This is a genomic window from Spirosoma oryzae (assembly GCF_003002825.1).
In the GTDB taxonomy this organism is placed as follows: Bacteria; Bacteroidota; Bacteroidia; order Cytophagales; family Spirosomataceae; genus Spirosoma; species Spirosoma oryzae.
Genome location: NZ_PVTE01000026.1, coordinates 1 through 17,186 on the forward strand (window position 1 = coordinate 1; position 17,186 = coordinate 17,186).

At 53.8% G+C, this 17,186-nt stretch carries 12 protein-coding genes and 1 pseudogene; 5 read left to right on the forward strand and 8 right to left on the reverse strand.

Features of this window, described 5'->3' with window-relative positions; genetic code table 11:
- Both CLV58_RS22595 and CLV58_RS22600 read left to right on the forward strand, forming a co-directional pair.
- Positions 1-357 (forward strand): annotated as a pseudogene (locus CLV58_RS22595) (hypothetical protein); the annotation flags it as partial.
- Positions 358-599: 242 nt separating this feature from the next.
- Positions 600-1,469: a hypothetical protein gene (locus CLV58_RS22600; protein ID WP_106140111.1), complete on the forward strand. Its 870-nt coding sequence runs from the start codon at positions 600-602 to the stop codon at positions 1,467-1,469.
- A 10-nt stretch (positions 1,470-1,479) separates the two neighbouring features.
- Here the strand turns inward: CLV58_RS22600 and CLV58_RS22605 are convergent, their stop codons facing one another.
- The 4 genes from CLV58_RS22605 to CLV58_RS22620 all read right to left on the reverse strand — a co-directional run bounded on the left by CLV58_RS22605 (position 1,480) and on the right by CLV58_RS22620 (position 6,369).
- A complete protein-coding gene (locus tag CLV58_RS22605) occupies positions 1,480-1,662 on the reverse strand; it encodes a hypothetical protein (protein WP_106140112.1) in 183 nt (60 codons plus the stop codon).
- A 101-nt stretch (positions 1,663-1,763) separates the two neighbouring features.
- Entirely contained in the window at positions 1,764-3,131 is a 1,368-nt protein-coding gene (locus tag CLV58_RS22610) for a sensor histidine kinase (protein WP_106140113.1), read from the reverse strand.
- Positions 3,128-3,805: a response regulator transcription factor gene (locus CLV58_RS22615; RefSeq protein WP_106140114.1), complete on the reverse strand. Its 678-nt coding sequence runs from the start codon at positions 3,803-3,805 to the stop codon at positions 3,128-3,130. Before CLV58_RS22615 ends, CLV58_RS22610 begins: the two co-directional genes overlap by 4 nt.
- Positions 3,806-4,149: 344 nt before the next feature.
- Positions 4,150-6,369 (reverse strand): bifunctional alpha,alpha-trehalose-phosphate synthase (UDP-forming)/trehalose-phosphatase, encoded by a 2,220-nt coding sequence (locus CLV58_RS22620; RefSeq protein ID WP_106140115.1) that lies wholly within the window; start codon positions 6,367-6,369, stop codon positions 4,150-4,152.
- 265 nt (positions 6,370-6,634) lie between these two features.
- Here CLV58_RS22620 and treS point away from each other — a divergent pair, with 265 nt between their 5' ends.
- Complete coding sequence (gene treS, locus CLV58_RS22625) at positions 6,635-9,991, forward strand: maltose alpha-D-glucosyltransferase (protein WP_106140116.1); 3,357 nt, start codon at positions 6,635-6,637, stop codon at positions 9,989-9,991.
- A 161-nt stretch (positions 9,992-10,152) separates the two neighbouring features.
- Here treS and CLV58_RS22630 read toward each other — a convergent pair whose 3' ends face one another.
- Entirely contained in the window at positions 10,153-11,667 is a 1,515-nt protein-coding gene (locus tag CLV58_RS22630; protein WP_170108766.1) for an alpha-amylase family glycosyl hydrolase, read from the reverse strand.
- Positions 11,668-12,164: 497 nt separating this feature from the next.
- Here CLV58_RS22630 and CLV58_RS22635 point away from each other — a divergent pair, with 497 nt between their 5' ends.
- The gene (locus CLV58_RS22635; protein WP_106140118.1) at positions 12,165-13,622 is read left to right on the forward strand and encodes an APC family permease; all 1,458 of its coding nucleotides are present in this window, start codon (positions 12,165-12,167) and stop codon (positions 13,620-13,622) included.
- Between the two features lie 93 nt (positions 13,623-13,715).
- Positions 13,716-15,050, forward strand: a complete 1,335-nt coding sequence (locus CLV58_RS22640) for a M23 family metallopeptidase (RefSeq protein ID WP_342748945.1) — start codon at positions 13,716-13,718, stop codon at positions 15,048-15,050.
- A 1-nt stretch (position 15,051) separates the two neighbouring features.
- Here CLV58_RS22640 and CLV58_RS22645 read toward each other — a convergent pair whose 3' ends face one another.
- The 3 genes from CLV58_RS22645 to atpG form a co-directional block, all read right to left on the reverse strand.
- Positions 15,052-15,315: a hypothetical protein gene (locus tag CLV58_RS22645; RefSeq protein WP_106140119.1), complete on the reverse strand. Its 264-nt coding sequence runs from the start codon at positions 15,313-15,315 to the stop codon at positions 15,052-15,054.
- 102 nt (positions 15,316-15,417) lie between these two features.
- Positions 15,418-15,987: a DUF4136 domain-containing protein gene (locus CLV58_RS22650; protein ID WP_106140120.1), complete on the reverse strand. Its 570-nt coding sequence runs from the start codon at positions 15,985-15,987 to the stop codon at positions 15,418-15,420.
- Between the two features lie 309 nt (positions 15,988-16,296).
- On the reverse strand, positions 16,297-17,181 hold the full coding sequence (atpG, locus tag CLV58_RS22655; RefSeq protein ID WP_106140121.1) for an ATP synthase F1 subunit gamma: 885 nt from the start codon (positions 17,179-17,181) through the stop codon (positions 16,297-16,299).
- Positions 17,182-17,186 lie beyond the last annotated feature (5 nt).

Genomic DNA, 17,186 nt, shown 5'->3' on the forward strand with positions numbered 1-17,186 from the left:
ATCTTCTTCGGCCAGTTGGCTATATCTGGCCAACAGCCAGATCATGTTACAGCGTATCGAAGATCATTACCAAACTTAATTCCCCAACACGTTCTTAAACGGGCGATTGACGAATTAGACACCCGGAAGATGAGCCCCGAAGAGCGGGCCTACTTTGCCCGTGTGACAGCGGCCAATGCGGAAGCGGTCAACGCGGAGAAACGAAAAATAAAAGAGGCTAAGGAATCAGAGAATTTAGCTGTCAAAACGGAAACAGCTAAGAATCTTCTGAGTCTCGGCCTTCTAACAGTTGGACAGATAGCACAAACCGTTGGTGTGAGTGAAGACTTTGTTCGCGCTCTTTCGAGTGATAAATAGCCGTTTGTAACAATGGGGCTTTCGGTTCAACCGAACAGGGCCAAAATTTCACGTTGCCATTATGCCATTAGTGGTGATAAATGACGGGGGCATCAGGTCGATGCGCTACCCGTGCCGCGCGTCGTCGACTGGCTGAAAAAAGCCGGACAGGCTCGCTGAGTAAATTAGCAGGCCGCCAATTCCCTTTTTTAGTACGTTGTCGCGTCTATCAACATGAGTGCTATACGCGCAACGATACGGTTATGAAGCAACTTCTGGCACTACTCCTGTTCTGTCCGCTGGCAGGCTGGGCTCAATCGGAAACGGTTATTCCGGGGCTGGCGCTGCCCAACCCTCAGGCCGATACGCTGAAACCAATCGAGATTCGGGAATATCCCTACACCTACGGAAATCGCTCGTACGTGACGACCAGTTTAGCCCGTATCTATTCGTACGATGGGGTCGACGTGCAGAACCCGGCGCAGGAACTGTGGCCCCGGATGCGGGCACTTAACGATCCGGACGTCAACCGAGAATATCAGCTGTATACCAATGCGGTTGAAAGCCGGTCGACCGCACGCGTGTTTGCCGGTATCTTCACGGTAGGCGGGCTGATTGCCATGATCGCCGGTGGTGTGCAGGCGCGCGACTACCAGCAGGCGCTGAACGCGAAACGGCAGGCCTGGTATGCCACCCCCGCCCAACTGATAACAACGCCAGCTCCGGCGACAATCAGCAAGACCTGCTCTGCCTGGATCGGTTCCAAAAATTCGGCGGGCGTTACGCAGTGGACGTGTATGTCCGATCTGTCGATAAAAGTTACGGGGGGCGATTCACCACCGCTTTCCGTGCAAGTGCCGAACCCAAATCAGACGCCGACAACCAGTTTTGCCCCACAACCCCCCATTCCAACTTCTGTCAATATGCCGACAGGGCAGGGGCTACTGTATGGTGGACTGACGTCGGTATTGATCGGCACGGTTATCTGGTATACCATGCCGAATACGGGCGACCATTTTCACCGGGCCGTTCAGCTCTACAACCGGGCGCTGCCCCGCAAGATTTCCTGGCAACTGTTTCCGTATAGCCAATTCGGGATGGGTGGTCTTACGCTGCTGGGAACATTCAAATAGCGACAGACACCTACTGTATGGTCTGTGGGATGTCGACAAGCCAGAGTAGCAGCAGGGATAGCAGGAACAGGACACCCATAAAGATGACCAGCCAATCCGGCCTTCGGGGGGGCTGGTCGTCCCGGCGTTTCGGACTGTGCTGCTGGCTCGTCGCGGAAACGGTATCAGCCGGAAAAAACGGAGGAGGAAACATGGCAGTTAGCGGGCTAGGTACTGAAACGGGGGAATAGCCAAAGGTGCTACCTGTGTCTTAGGATTCGCTGATAAACTCCTTAGAGTCTGCTTAGAAAGCGATTACGGTCTGGGCAACTCAATCGTAAAAACGGTAAGCCGATTGATTGTCGACGTGACGCTGATCTGCCCGCCATGTAACTGAACGATGCGCCTGACAAGCGACAGGCCAACACCGTACCCGCGTATTGCCGACCGTTGACGGCTGCGGTAGAAGGGTTCGAAGATATACGGCAGGTCATCGGCAGGAATTGGTTGCCCTACATTCTCGATCTGGATACGAATTGCGTTCTGACCAAACTGCATGCGTACCAGCGCTCGCCCATCGTCCGAAAATTTACAGGCATTCTCGGTCAGGTTTTTCAGCGCAGTTTCCAGAAGCGGTTTGTTGCCCTGAATCGTCAGCTGATCTACATCGTCGGGCAATACGCCCAGTTCGATACTGACTATGTACTGTGGATGTAAACCCATGACCTGATCGCGCACGTCCCAAACAAGTTCGTCGATACGTACTGTGTCGGTCAGCAGGTCGGATGATTCGTCCTGATTGATTTTCGAGAGTTGAAGCAACTCGTGTGTCAGCGTTGTAAGCTTGCCGACGTCTTCGAGCACCGAGCGGATGGTACGTCGGTAGCTGTCCGGGTCGCGCTGATTGAGCAGGCTGACTTCCAGTTGCGAGCTGATCTGGGTAAGCGGATTTTTCAGCTCGTGCGATACATTGGCAACAAACAACCGCTGTAACCGAAACGATTCGCCTACGCGGTCTAGCAGCCGATTGATTGTTCGGGACAGTCGGTTAATCTCGTCGTCTTCGTTGGTGATCGGCAAACGCTCGTCCTGATTGTGCGGAAAAATGGCGTTGACAACCCGGTCGATCTGCTGCATCGGTCGCAGGGAGTCGCCCGCGAAAAACCAGCCCGAGAAGGCCGTTATGCCGACAATCAGCAACAACAGCCCCAGCAAGGCCCACAGGAGCCGTCGTAAAAACGCGTCGCCGTACGTGTTTTCGTCGCTCGCCACCACGACCAGCTGCCCGGCAGCGGTTGTAAAGCGGCTACCGGATAAGTAGTAGCTCTCCTGCCTAAAATCGATCCGCTCGTCCTGCCGGATTGTCGTCAGTACTGACACTGGAATAGTCAGGGATAGACTCTTGTTCGTTTCCAGTACAACCCGGTTCTGGTTATCGAAAACGATAAGCTTCTGATTTGTTCGTTGCCCTTTCCCGCTGCGACTTACCTGCTGAATAAGCGATTTGTGCAGGCCGTGGCGAATCAATATGTCACCAACCATATTGACGCGCTGATCGAGCCGACGATAAAAATCCGACGAGATGAAATACCAGCAGAATGCATAGATACTCACAAACGCCAGCAGCAGGATGCTGGATACCAGACCGGTAAACCGAAAGGTAAGTCGCTGGCGGATGGTCATTCTGCTTTAAACACGTACCCCATACCAAACTGGGTATGAATGAGTTTCTGGTCGCTGTTCCGGTCGATTTTCTTGCGCAGGTAATTGATGTACACTTCTACGACGTTTGTGCCTGAATCGAAATTCTGATCCCAGACGTGTTCGGCAATTTCTGGTTTCGACAGCACCCGCCCCTGATTCCGCATCAAAAATTCCAGCAGTGCAAACTCGCGGGCCGTCAGGTCGACAGGCTGATCGTCGCGCGTGACCGTTTTGGCATCCAGATTCATCTCTACACCACCGTACCGCAGGGTTTGCGCCGTCATGGCTACCTGCGTACCCCGTTTGGTCAGCGAGCGCACCCGCGCCAACAGTTCAGAAAACTGAAACGGTTTCGTCAGGTATTGGTCGGCTCCGGCATCGAATCCCAGAATTTTGTCTTCGGTCTCGCCCAGAGCGGTCAGCATCAAAATTGGCGTCGTGAGCCCGCTTGCCCGTAGCTGACGGCAAAGTTCGTAGCCGTTCAGGCCCGGTATAATCAGGTCGGTAATGATCGCGGCATAATTGTTTTTCAGGGCCAGCCGTTTGGCAATTAGTCCGTCATAGGCAATATCTACCTCAAACTGACTTTCTTCCAGCCCCTGCTGAATGGCCTGTAGCGTTTTAGTCTCGTCTTCAACGACCAAAAGTTTCATAGTAGCGGAAGGTTACGCTGTTCCACTGACTGCACCCCGGTCGACGGCAGTAACGTTAAGTCTTGAATCGCCCCTGGTAATCGCCAGATTTTCTTTGTCTGGATTTACCCCCCGCCCCCTGAAGGGGGAGAAGTTCATACGCGATTTTCTCCCCCTTCAGGGGGCGGGGGGTAAATTCAGCTAAATAGTGACAGCTCTGATGGTCGACAGAGGTGTGCAGTGTAGAACAGCTATAGGAATAAACGTCTTTAGCGCAGTGGTGTTCTCAGTAAAGGTCTCGGGCCCCGTTTGCTGTACCGAGATAAGAGATGCTTCCGGCGTAAACGAAACGCCGGAGCCTCTACTTACTCGTTAGTGATTAATACGTCACTGATGCGCTGTAGCAGGGTTTCCACGTCCTGCTGACGAGCCAGCCGATAGCGGGCAAACGATTGACCAGCGCCTACCTTCGCCGTATACACCCAGTTGGGTAAGAGTCGAAACATATCTTCATCGGTCGTGTCGTCACCAATACTGACAATGAAATCGTAGGGTTTCTGCTCCAGAATCGTCAGCGCGACGGTTCCTTTGCTGTACCGGGCCGCCTTCACTTCCACCACTTTGTTGCCTTGAATAACCGACAGGGGGATGGAGAATGAAGTATCCCGCAGTTGATTGGCCAGTTCCATCGCCTGGGCATCACTATCCTTGTCCGCCACCATCCGGTAATGCCAGGCTAATGCAGTTTCTTTGGCTTCGATGAACGAACCGGTAAAGCGTTCCACGAACGGGGCCATGATCGACCGGACGTTGCCAACCCAGTCATCGGCCGACAAGTCGAGCAACTCCCAGGGCTGATCCGGTTTTTTCAGAAAAGCACCATGTTCAGCGACCAGAAAAACGGAGATGCCCGCGAACGTTTTCTCCAGGAAGGCCCGGTTGCGGCCGCTGATGACCACCAGATCACTACTTTCGGCCAGGTGGGCCAGGGTCTGTTTAAGCGATTCGGACGGACAGGCGTCGGCCGGGTCGTCCACAAGCGGAGCGAGGGTGCCGTCGAAATCCAGCAGGAGCAGACGTTGACTGGCACCCTCAAAGGCATTGACGAATGTCGGTACCGGCAGGTCGGTTTCCAGCTCAGGTTTATACCGGGATACATCCGCAAACGCCGTCAAAAAATTGTGACTCCATCGAAAGACGGTATTGTTTTGCAGGTGTTCCCGCATGGCGATCATGCGTTGTTGCTGCTCCGACTCAGGCATTTCCAGTCCCTGCTGTATGGCATCGGCCACTTCCTGCGTATCCGTCGGGTTGATAATCAGCGCATCTGTCAACTCCTGCGCGGCTCCGGCAAACTCGCTCAGAATCAGCACGCCCTTGTGATCGTGACGACTGGCTACAAACTCTTTACAGACCAAATTCATCCCGTCCCGAATGGGCGTAATAAGGGCCACGTCGCAGGCCGTGTACAGGGCCAATAGCTCCGTAAACGACAACGACGAGTACGAATAGATGATCGGACGCCAGCCAATCGTACCGAATCGACCATTGATCCGTCCGACGGTTTCTTCGATTTCGCGTTTGAGTTCCTGGTACTGCCCAATCTTATCGCGCGACGGAACCACTGTCATGACCAAGGTTACCCGGCCCTGCCAGTCTGGATGGTGGGCCATAAACCACTCGAAGCCCTGAAGCCGGTAGATGATTCCCTTTGTGTAATCGAGCCGATCGACGGAAAAGATGATCTTGTTTTGCCGGAGCAACTGCTGGTATTGCTGCCGGGTATTGACCACGTCTGCTTCCTGCGCACTGGTGTTGAATTTAAAAAAGTCGACGCTGATCGGGAAGTCGCCGACCATAACCGATCGGTCGGGTAGCACGATGCGCGGGCCGATAATCGGTAGCTCCAGTACATCCGAAACGCTTTGTAGAAAATGCTGTACATAATCGGTGGTATGAAATCCGACGACGTCAGCACCCAGGATGCCTTTCAGTAGGGCCTGTCGCCAGGTGCGTGGCAGCAGCTTTACGATCTCGTACGTAGGAAACGGAATATGAAAGAAGTATCCGATTGTGGCGCTGGGAATCGCCTGCCGGACCATATCGGGCAGTAGCATCAGTTGGAAATCGTGAATCCAGACCAGATCGCCGGGTTGAATCAACGCCGTCAATGTCTCCAGAAACCGCGTGTTGGCTTGCTGATAGCTTTGGAAGTCAGTTTCTTTAAACGATGCATAGGACGGGAAATAATGAAAGAGGGGCCAGATCAGGTCGTTGCTGAATCCGTAGTAAAAGCCATTGTGTACTGCCTCCTCGATAAAAACCGGATGGGCTACAAAGGCATCATTTTCCAGCGTAGCCGGATCGGCCGATTGCAATGACGCATCGCCGAAACCAACCCAGTGGATTTTAGCCGTTGAATCGCCCTGTCGCTGTCCCATCTGCTCCGCCATCGAGAGTACGGCCGAAACGAGTCCGCCGGAATTCTGTCGTAGTTCAGTACCGTCGTCGGTTTGTTGTACCGTGAACGGTAAGCGATAAGAAACAATGAGTAGTCGATTAAATGAAGAGTCAAATGGTTGCATTAACGATATGCGTTGCTGAACGCGCAGTGTATTTCAGCAAACTAGCCTTTCCGGCTTAGAGGGGGCTTAGGTAAACCTTAGAAACTCATTAGAGAAGTAGCCGTCCGGGTGAATTGCCACCATCAGCCAATTCTTAGCGCTTTTCTAAGGAGTTTCTAAGCATATCCTTATATCCGGGGTTTAAGTTGCCGGAATTAGTCTCGTCTACTCCGGTCAGTACATTGGGCCGACGGGAGTGGATACAACAGCCATTACTCAACACGGTATGACAAGCAACACAAGTGAACAGCAGGACAAGCTTTATTGGTACAAAGACGCCATTATTTACGAACTGCACATAAAAGCATTCTGCGACGGGAACGGCGACGGTATCGGCGACTTTCAGGGTCTGCTCAACAAGCTGGATTACCTCCAGGAACTGGGCATTACGGCAATCTGGCTACTCCCGTTTTACCCGTCGCCCCTGCGCGACGACGGGTACGACATTGCCGATTACTACGCCATCAACCCGGCATACGGCACCATCGAGCAGTTTAAAACCCTGATCCACGAAGCCCATCAACGGAATCTGAAAGTCATTACGGAACTGGTAATCAATCACAGCTCCGATCAGCACCCCTGGTTCCAGCGGGCCCGCCTTGCGCCAAAGGGTTCGCCCGAACGTGATTACTACGTCTGGACTGATGATCCGACGCAGTACAAAGACGTACGGATTATTTTTCAGGATTTTGAAAGCTCGAACTGGACCTGGGACCATGCAGCGCAGCAGTACTACTGGCACCGCTTTTTTCATCACCAGCCCGACCTTAATTACGACAATCCGCTTGTGCAGGCGGAGGTGTTCCGGCTTATCGATTACTGGTGCGAACTAGGCGTCGACGGGTTTCGGCTGGATGCCGTACCGTATCTGTTCGAACGGGAGGGAACGAACGGGGAGAATCTACCTGAAACGCATGCGTTCCTGAAAAAACTGCGCAGCCACGTCGATACCTACCATCCGGGTGTCGCGTTTCTGGCTGAAGCCAATATGTGGCCCGAAGATTCGGCCTCGTACTTCGGCGATGGCGACGAATGCCACATGAACTACCATTTCCCGGTGATGCCCCGTTTGTTTATGGCGCTACAGATGGAAGACCGGTACCCGATCACCGACATCTTCGATCAAACGCCAACTATTCCCGAGAGTTGTCAGTGGGCCATTTTCCTGCGGAACCACGATGAGCTGACACTGGAAATGGTGACCGACGAAGAGCGGGATTATATGTACAAAACCTACGCCCGCGACCCCCGTGCCCGCATCAACCTCGGCATTCGTCATCGGCTGGCTCCGCTGCTGGGCAATAACCGGCAGAAAATCGAGCTCATGAATAGTCTGCTTTTTTCGCTGCGCGGTACGCCGGTCATTTATTATGGTGATGAAATCGGGATGGGCGATAACGTGTATCTGGGCGACCGCGATGGCGTTCGGACACCGATGCAATGGTCGCCGGATCGGAACGCGGGTTTCTCGGCTGCGAATCCGCACAAGCTCTATCTGCCGACCATTCTCGACCCGGAATACCACTACGAATCGGTTAATGTCGAGAATCAGCGCCGGAATACGTCGTCGCTGTTCTGGTTTATGAAGCGGATGATTACGCTTCGGAAGAAATACAAAGCCTTCGGTCGGGGCGACTTGCGGTTTCTGGACATCGACAATCCAAAGGTGCTGGCCTTTACGCGTACCTACGAGGAGGAGACACTGCTGATTATCATTAACTTATCCAAGTTCGCCCAGCCCGCCGAAATCGAGTTGACCGGGTTTGGGGGCTACGTGCCGATCGAAGTGTTTAGTCAGAATGCCTTCCCGGCAGTTTTGGCGAACGAGACGTATTTCTTTACCCTGGCCCCGCACGATCATCAGTGGTTTGTGCTGGAAAAAGCCAGTAAAACTGCCGTGACTTCGCGTCAGTTACCCATCATCCAGCTAGCGCACTGGGATCAGCTACTGAGCGGTGGGCCCCGGCAGCAGCTTGAAGCCGAGATACTGCCCGGCTACTTACGCAGCGCCGACTGGTTTCAGGAAAAGAAAGAAGCCATGCAAGGCGTTTCGGTACTGCATCACGCACCACTAGCGATCGCGCCAGCGCAGGTGCTGTTGCTGGAGGTCGCGTATAGTAAAGGATTGCCCGATATCTTTCAATTGATCGTGGCGTTTGCCGACGAAGCTCAGGCGGGTAAGCTGACACAAAGTTGCCCGCAAGCCGTATTGGCTACGCTGGAGCTGGGTGCTGAACCGGGCGCGCTGTGCGATGGCTTGTACCTTGCCGACGTTCAGCAGGCGTTGCTGCAACAACTAGCCGGTGACGACCGAGGTGGCGATGCTACTCTGGTCGTTCAGAGCGAACCGGACCTGACGGCGTATGTTCAGGAGCACAGTGGTATAAAACCAAAGCTGACCGCATCCGGCCCTGATTATGCGGCTGTTGCCTACGACCACTGCTATCTGCTGAAGGTGTACAGAAAAATCGATCTGTCTGTTAATCCGGATACGGAAATGACGCGGTTCCTGACTGCGCAGGCTGGGTTTGACAGTGTTTCTCCCGTTGCCGGATCGATGGAGATGAAGGCTGAGGGCGGGCCGATTACACTGGGTGTTATGCAGAAGATGGTGGCTCGACACGGCGATGGTAAACAGTATGTACTGGAGCGGATCAACAACTTCATCGAGCGAATTCTGGCCCGTGATCCGGCGCAGTTAGCCGCTGCACTAGCAGCACCACTGCGCCCGTTAACCCAGCCTCTTTCATTTCCTGACCTGCCGATCGAGACCCAGGAATTAGTAGGGCATCGGGCCGCTCAGCAGGCCAATCTTTTGGGCGAACGCATTGGGCAAATGCACCTGGCGCTGGCTTCTAACAGCACGCATAAAGACTTTACCCCGGAAGAGTTCTCGCTGCATTACCAGCGCTCGCTGTTCGCAGGCTTCCAGTCGCTGGTTCGGGAAAGTTATCAGGCTCAGAAACGAACGCTACCATCACTGCCTGACGACGTGCGGTTGGGTGTCGAGCAACTACTAACCCGGAGAAACGACTTATTGACCCTGTTTAAGCGAATCTACAGCAGGAAGCTGGACACAACGAAAATTCGTATTCACGGCGATTTACAACTGGAAAAGATTCTGCTGACTGGCAACGACATTGCTATCCAGGACTTTGGGGGTGACACAAACCGAAGCTACAGCGAACGTCGGCTGAAGCGGTCGCCCCTGCGCGACGTAGCGTCCATGATCCGATCGTTCTATTACGTAGGCTACGAGGGCTTTCTGTTGACGAACCAGGTGACTACTACCGGTTTGACTTCACTGCTTCCGTATGCCGAATTCTGGTCGCGGTACATGAGCAACTTCTTTATGGAAGCGTACCTGAAAACGGTTGCGGGAAGTTCATTCATCCCTAGTCAGCCCGGCGACCTGCAGATGATGCTGGAAACGTATCTGCTTGAAAGAGCCGTATCGGATCTGAATCACGAGCTGAACAGCCGCCCCGACTGGGTACGCGTCCCGCTGCAACTGATACAATCAATTCTGAAACAGGCGGAGCTTCGCAATCCGGAATCCGTTCTGGCAACTGACGTAATTTAGCGTGGTTTTGTCATTCCGAGCCCACGAGGAATCTTCGGCGTAGGCTGGTGTACCTGCTACTTACCGAAGATACCTCACGGGCTCGGAATGATAAAAGCTATTGACAACAGCCTATCCCTAAAGCGTTGAATAGCTTATAATCAGGAATAATCGTTCACCTATTAATGCCGGGTTGTGTACACCACAATCGACTCAGGCTGTACGGAGATCTGGCTGCTATCGGTCAGCGATTCGGGTGATGCGCCGGGACCGGCCCAGGCTGGATCGGCTGAGTCGAGTAACTTCTGTAACGGAGCACCAAACTCGGGTAGAGTAACTGTCTGCTTGTCGGTGGAAAAATTCAGCAGGCATAGTACGTGGTCTGTTTTATGCCACCGATGCAGCAGTACCGTATGGTTTTCCGGCTGGTAAGTTACGGTGAGCTGGTTCGGGTTGAGATGGTACAGGGCCGGATGCTGTCGGCGCAGCGCCGTGAGCGACTGGTAGTAGCGGTACAGTGTTTGCCTTTGCGACTCGTTCAGCGTTTTCCAGGGTAATTCGGTTATCGGCTTGTTGGCCGCTGTCCGTTCGATCTGGTCAGGGGCAACGTCGGCAAGGGCGGGGTCGCCATGCGTCGCGTTGCGAAATCGGTGAAACGCACCCCATTCTTCGCCCATAAACAGCGTAGGGATACAGGGGTCTACCAGAACAGCACCCGCCCGCAGCTTCAACAGTTCATAGTCAGACTGACTGGTCGCCGTAGTATCTGTATTGTGGTAGGTTTGCAAGAGTTTGGTAAAGGCATTGTCGGTTGCCGAATCCGCTTCCCGCTCGAATAAATCCCGAAGAATAGTCGAAAAGGTGCCGTCGCACAAACAGTCATTCCGGGCGAGAGCTGTCGAAGGCTGAATCTGACCAGCACTGGCGGAAGAGGTGTTCGCCTTTTCGCGCCGTTTGGATGCGGTAGCGCCACGCGACACAAGCGTCAGATCCTGTTCGGTGAGTAGATAATGCTGACGGCCTGTTTGCGCAGTTAGCGCACTCGTCTGCTCCCGGATGGCACGTAGCAGGCAATCGGTGTCGGGCAGGCCATGGATACCCGCCAGAACCAAGGCATCAACGTGAAAATCCCGAAACCACATCAGCGCATCCTGAACGAGATGCTGCCGGTGCGCTGTTTCGGATCGCTCCTTATCCGGGAACGTAGTCGACCAGTCAAGCTCTTCATACGGCAAATCCAAGATAACGGCCAGACCCTCGTAATGGCAGACGTTGATAAGGTGCTGCAACTGATCGGGGCCGCCGTATGAATCCTGAACGACAAACAAAAAATTGCTGGCCGGTGTCTGATCCGGCGCGCTGGCAAACGGTGTAACCGGTCGAAGCAGAATGGCGTTGGTACCTAGTTGCTTCACATGGTCCAGTTTGTCAACTAGCGCGTTTAGCGTGCCCCCCGGCGTAAACGTATGAACATCAATTTCGTAGATGATGTATTCGTCGATGGGTGGATTTATCCAGCTTGAATCCTCCCAGTAAGCGACGGTGCTATCGAACGCCTGCGACGGGCCATATACGCCCTGCGGCTGTAGCTGTGAGACCGGGTCTACCCGTTTCGTGTTGTTCGTGTAGTTGTCACCGGGCTTTACCCGATCAGTCGTAAGCTGCCAGTAACCGCTACCGTCGTTCGCAAGAGGCAATAGGGGCGCGTGGTGGTTGACCGAAGTCGTTAGCGATTTCGCGACGGGCGGACATGCGCCAGTGATGACTTGTTTATCGGTCGAAAATGGTACGCCAAGTAGGCGTTTTTGTGCGGTATATTGGCTCATTACGTGCAAAGTCTGGGCGTGCCATTCTTCCCGCCCGTTGAGGTATCAAAGGAATACGATCCCATTACCGTGCTGTAGCTGAACAGAAACTGCTACAGGTAGGCTGACTGTGGACGGAGTAAGCAGAATACACTGAGTGATAAATCCTTGTGTGTCAAAGAACGGCTCCTTCCCTTAGAATCGACTTAACCAAAACTTAAAAACTCCTTAGAGAACAGCCGCCACCTATACGGTTTTGTAAATCGATTAGGTCTGGCAATGAATCGAGCCTATTTCGGCCACTTACCTCTCCGGCAAATCGCCGAACAACCGATGTCGTTTGCTTTTCCGGCGATTGACATGCTATTTGTAGGTTGATCGACCAAAATATGACGCCTGAACCGCTCCTTCCTGACGAAAAAACAGAATTTAATCGTTCCCTGAGTTTACTCGACTCAACGCTCATCGTTTCCGGTACCATGATTGGGTCCGGCGTGTTTATCGTCTCGGCCGACATGGCCCGTAACCTGGGATCGGCGGGCTGGCTGCTGGCACTTTGGGTGCTGACGGGTGTGCTGACCGTGGCGGCTGCGCTTAGCTACGGTGAGCTGGCCGGAATGATGCCCAAGGCCGGGGGGCAGTACGTATATATTCAGCGAGCTTACAACCGACTGACGGGATTTGTCTATGGCTGGACCGTATTCGCCGTTATTCAGACCGGAACTATTGCCGCCGTGGCGGTTGCCTTCACCAAGTATTCGGCCGTATTCATGCCCGCCCTCGGTCCGGAAAATGTGCTGGTGACATTGGGTTCGATCAAGATTACGCTGGGCTCGCTGTATGCCATTGCCAGCGTTGTGCTGCTGACTTGGCTGAACAGCCGGGGGGTGCAAAGCGGTAAGCTCATTCAGAACGTCTTTACATCGGCCAAACTGATTGCGCTGCTGGGGCTGATCGTTGTCGGGATCGCCGTTGGCCTGAACAGCGGGTTGCTGACGACCAACCTGCGTGACGCCTGGGATGCCAGTACGACGTCTGCCGATGGGGTCACATTACCCTTGACCGGGCTGGCCCTGGTACTGGCCTTCGGTACGTCGATGGTTGGCTCATTATTTTCCGCCGACTCCTGGAACAATGTCACCTTCATTGCGGGTGAGATTAAAGACCCCCGCCGTAATATTCCACTGGCCCTGTTTCTCGGTACCCTGATCGTAACGACGATCTACTTTCTGGCCAACGTATCGTACCTGTCGCTGCTTCCGCTGAAAGGATCGCCCACCGCGACTGACATCATTGGCCGGGGTATCCAGTTTGCCGAAGCCGACCGCGTTGCTACGGCCGCCGTCTCGACCTTGTTCGGGAACATTGCTGTCGCGTTTATGGCCGGGCTGATTATGATCTCGACCTTCGGCTGCAATAATGGGCTGATTCTGGCGGGGGCACGGCTGTACTACGCCATGGCAAAAGACGGGTTGTTTCTAAAACAGGCATCACATCTGAACGAAAATGCGGTGCCCGCCCGCGCCCTGTGGCTACAATGTATCTGGGCATCGATCCTGTGCCTGTCGGGGAAATACGGTGACCTGCTTGATTACTGCACGTTTGCCTCATTACTGTTTTATATCGTTACGATTGGTGGCTTGTTCCGGCTCCGGCGCAAAGAACCAAACGCAGCCCGACCCTACCGGGCCTTCGGCTATCCGCTGGTGCCGGCCATTTACATGCTTGCCGGTCTGACGATATGCGCTATCCTGCTGTACACCAAGACGTTCAATACGGGTATGGGCTTGCTGATTGCCGGGCTGGGTATACCGATCTACTGGTTGACGACACGAAGCAGTAATTAGGTATAGGAGTAACGAGTTGTATAGGCGTATTTCGGCCCGTCAACCTGACCACTGTTGAAATACGCCCTGTACTGAATTCGTTTTACGTATACTATGGCCTTGATGAAGATTGCCGGTTATGGCTTCGTATTGCTGCTGGTTGGCTTGGCGGCATGTACGGGTATTGGCCCCGCAACCAGCCTTTTTAAACCCTCGTCGCCCCACGAGCAATACAGTCAGTCGCTGAAGGATGCCAAACTCGACCGAACAGCCCTCGGTACCGACTGGCTTCGGGCCGGCGAGCGGGCACTGGGCGATTCGCTGACCATCACTGTGCCGTACCGGGAGAGCGGTTATTTCTCCGCTAGTAAGCCCCTGGCTACCGGATATAAGCTGAAAGGAGAACGGGGTGACCGCTTTCTGATAAAAGTGGAAACGGTAGGAACGCAGGACGCTCAGGTATTTATTGACGTGTTTTCGCTCGATGAACAGGGGAAAACCAGCCTGGTAACAGCCTCGAAAGCGGATACCAACGTGCTGAACTGGGAGCCCCGGCGGAATCAAAATTACCTGATTCGGGTGCAGCCTGAATTGCTGCGTTCGGGGCAGTACACCATCTCCATAACGCGTGAACCCGCCCTGAGCTTTCCGGTGCAGGGTAAAGACAGTCGCCAGATCAGTAGCTATTTCGGCGTTCCGCGTGATGGTGGCCGGCGGAAGCACGAGGGTATCGATATTTTCGCACCGAAGGGTACGCCCGCGCTGGCATCAGCCAATGGTATTGTTTCGGGCGTTGGTCTCAATCGGTTGGGCGGAAACGTGGCTTTTGTCAACGACGCTGAACGCAGGATTCGTATCTATTACGCCCACCTCGACAGCTGGCATGTCAAGGATGGTCAGCGCGTGGCTGTTGGTGATACAATCGGGTTCGTGGGTAACACAGGTAACGCACGCACCACGGCCCCGCATCTTCACTACGGTATTTACACCTACGACGAGGGGGCAACCAATCCGCTACCCTTTATCCGGCTGGGACGTGGGCCCGCCAAGCAGCCGATGCTGGCAACAAGCCGGCTAGGCGACTCGGTGCGGGTGATCGACGCACGAACGGCTATCCGGACAGGACCATCGAGCGAAGCGCGCAGCCTGCAAACGCTGCCCAAAGGGACAGTACTGACAATCGCTGGCGGTACGGATTTCTGGCTTCGGGTAGTAACGCCAACCGGTGCAACAGGTTATGTAGCTAATAAGGCGATGGAGTCGATACGACGCCCGTTGCGGCAGGTTGCCCTGGCGACGCAAAAGCCACTATTGGATAATGCCGACCCAACGGCAGCCCCCGTTAGCCTACTGGCAGCTGGTAGTCAGCTAGCCGTGTTGGGCGTATTCGGTGCGTTCGAACTGGTGCGGCAGGCCAACGGCACGACGGGATGGGTGAGCGCACAGTAAGCTACCAGGTAGCTGTAGCCGGGGATGTCGACCAACTGGTATCGTTATATAGGCGACTTTCAAGCGAGTCGCATTTCTCTAGTCGTTCCTTCAGGTTGTTGATCTGACTATTTTGCTGGTCAAGGCTGTGCCGCAGTTCCAGCGTCTGATCGGCCAGATGTTGGTGCCGCTTGTAGGCTACCCGTAGCAAGCCCGCGATTCCTACCAGGAGTATAAACACAATGGTAAGCAGTGAGTAGATAATTTCGTGGCGGGCGGGTGACATGATGAAGAGCGTATCATACAAAATAACGAAAACGCCATTTCATAAAGAAGCCCCGATCCTGACAGGATCGGGGCTTCGTCTTACTTTCTTCGTACGTTGATTCTACCGGGCTGCACCGTAATCCTGCCCTGCACTCTCAGGGAAGTTCTTCATAATGCTGGCTACCGTTTCACGGAATGCCTGATCGCGATCCCGCTCTTTGTTCCGGCTGTTCAGCTGACCGGTTGCCCATCCCTGCCAAACGATATCGTTGGTCCGGGTATCGATGATGTTCACTACGACACGGTTTTCTTCGTATTGGCGTGAATACACGTTGTTACCCATACCGCCGTACCACCAGGAGTAAGGCGAATACATATTGTTCGATTGGATTTGCTGCCGGTCGCGGGAGTCGGTGAAGAAGCGGACGATCATGTCAGCTTCGCCCTGCTGCACAGGCTTGTAGCCGTGGGCCTGTAGCGTTTGCTCCAGGGCATCGGCGATTCGGCGCTGATTCAGGTTACTGCCTACGATTGGGTCGGCATTGCGCTGCCGATCGGCTTCGATGCGGAACGTGCTGAACTGGCGGACGTTTACTTTAGGGTCATAGTCGTACTTTACCGTTACTGACGGGGCGCAGGACGCCAGCGTACCGACGATGAATAAACTGCTGATTATGCGGCTAATGTTCATGAGATTTATGGCATTGTGGGGTTATGTCGACTAACTAACGTACAGCTACCCGTCGTTTGTATAGCTTACCCAAATAACGAGTGGAGCGTTGCAATCGTTCCGATAATTTAACGGCAAAGATGCGCTTAATCGGTAATTAATTAACTGACTACCAAAACGTTAAAAAGTGTTAATGGGGCAATATGCTTTCCTGGCATCCGCTTGATTTACGACGCAGTATACCGGCTTTTGCCGATGGATAAACAAACTAAAAACCCAGCATCGGTTAAGATACTGGGTTTCAGCAATAAATAGAAAAACAACGGTTCGTTAGCCATTGGCAAGCGCTTCGGCGCCACCAACGATTTCGAGAATCTCCGTCGTAATAGCAGCCTGACGAGTCCGGTTGTACACCAGGCGAAGCTGTTTCAGCAGTTCACCAGCGTTTTCGGTAGCCTTGTCCATTGCCGTCATCCGGGCACCGTGTTCCGAAGCGTTCGAATCGAGCACCGCTTTGTAGAGTTGAATCTTAAGCGTCTTCGGAATCAGTTCCGTAACAATCTCTTCCTCCGATGGCTCAAAAATGTAGTTGACCGATGCGGTTGATCCTTTCGGCGCTTCAGCCGCTACGATCGGCAGCATCTGTTCCGCCCGGACGATCTGTACGGCAGCATTACGAAACTCGTTGTAAACAATCTCAACGACATCATATTGGCCCGATACAAAGCTATCCATCGCTTCTTCAGCGGCTGCCCGTACGTTTCCGAAGTTCAGCGCACCAAATACATCAACGTGGTTGGTATTGACTTTGAAGCCACGGCGTTGCATCGCTTCGCCACCCTTCTTGCCAATCGCCATGATATGTACGTTGCCCGAACGAGCCTGTGCCGCGTATTTCTCGCTGATGAGCGTCAGCGCGCCCTTCACTACGTTGGTGTTGAACGCGCCACACAACCCCCGATCAGACGTGACGACGATGAGCAGTACACGGTCGACCTGCCGGATCTGATGGTATGGGCTTTCCGACGCCGTTTCTGCGCCAGCCGATACTGTGCTCAGCATCTGACTTAGCTTCTGGGCGTAGGGTCGTAATTGCGTGATATTATCCTGAGCCCGGCGCAACTTGGCAGCCGCCACCATTTTCATGGCTTTGGTGATTTGCTGCGTCGAATTGATCGACGAGATACGGGCCCGTACTTCTTTTAGTGAAGCCATAGTCT

What these genes read in the sequence shown, in the direction of transcription:
- CLV58_RS22600 (WP_106140111.1), top strand. Translation starts at nt 600, where the DNA reads ATGAAGCAACTTCTGGCACTACTCCTGTTCTGTCCGCTGGCAGGCTGG.
- CLV58_RS22605 (WP_106140112.1), bottom strand. Translation starts at nt 1,662, where the DNA reads ATGTTTCCTCCTCCGTTTTTTCCGGCTGATACCGTTTCCGCGACGAGC.
- CLV58_RS22610 (WP_106140113.1), bottom strand. Translation starts at nt 3,131, where the DNA reads ATGACCATCCGCCAGCGACTTACCTTTCGGTTTACCGGTCTGGTATCC.
- CLV58_RS22615 (WP_106140114.1), bottom strand. Translation starts at nt 3,805, where the DNA reads ATGAAACTTTTGGTCGTTGAAGACGAGACTAAAACGCTACAGGCCATT.
- CLV58_RS22620 (WP_106140115.1), bottom strand. Translation starts at nt 6,369, where the DNA reads ATGCAACCATTTGACTCTTCATTTAATCGACTACTCATTGTTTCTTAT.
- treS (WP_106140116.1), top strand. Translation starts at nt 6,635, where the DNA reads ATGACAAGCAACACAAGTGAACAGCAGGACAAGCTTTATTGGTACAAA.
- CLV58_RS22635 (WP_106140118.1), top strand. Translation starts at nt 12,165, where the DNA reads ATGACGCCTGAACCGCTCCTTCCTGACGAAAAAACAGAATTTAATCGT.
- CLV58_RS22640 (WP_342748945.1), top strand. Translation starts at nt 13,716, where the DNA reads ATGGCCTTGATGAAGATTGCCGGTTATGGCTTCGTATTGCTGCTGGTT.
- CLV58_RS22645 (WP_106140119.1), bottom strand. Translation starts at nt 15,315, where the DNA reads ATGTCACCCGCCCGCCACGAAATTATCTACTCACTGCTTACCATTGTG.
- CLV58_RS22650 (WP_106140120.1), bottom strand. Translation starts at nt 15,987, where the DNA reads ATGAACATTAGCCGCATAATCAGCAGTTTATTCATCGTCGGTACGCTG.
- atpG (WP_106140121.1), bottom strand. Translation starts at nt 17,181, where the DNA reads ATGGCTTCACTAAAAGAAGTACGGGCCCGTATCTCGTCGATCAATTCG.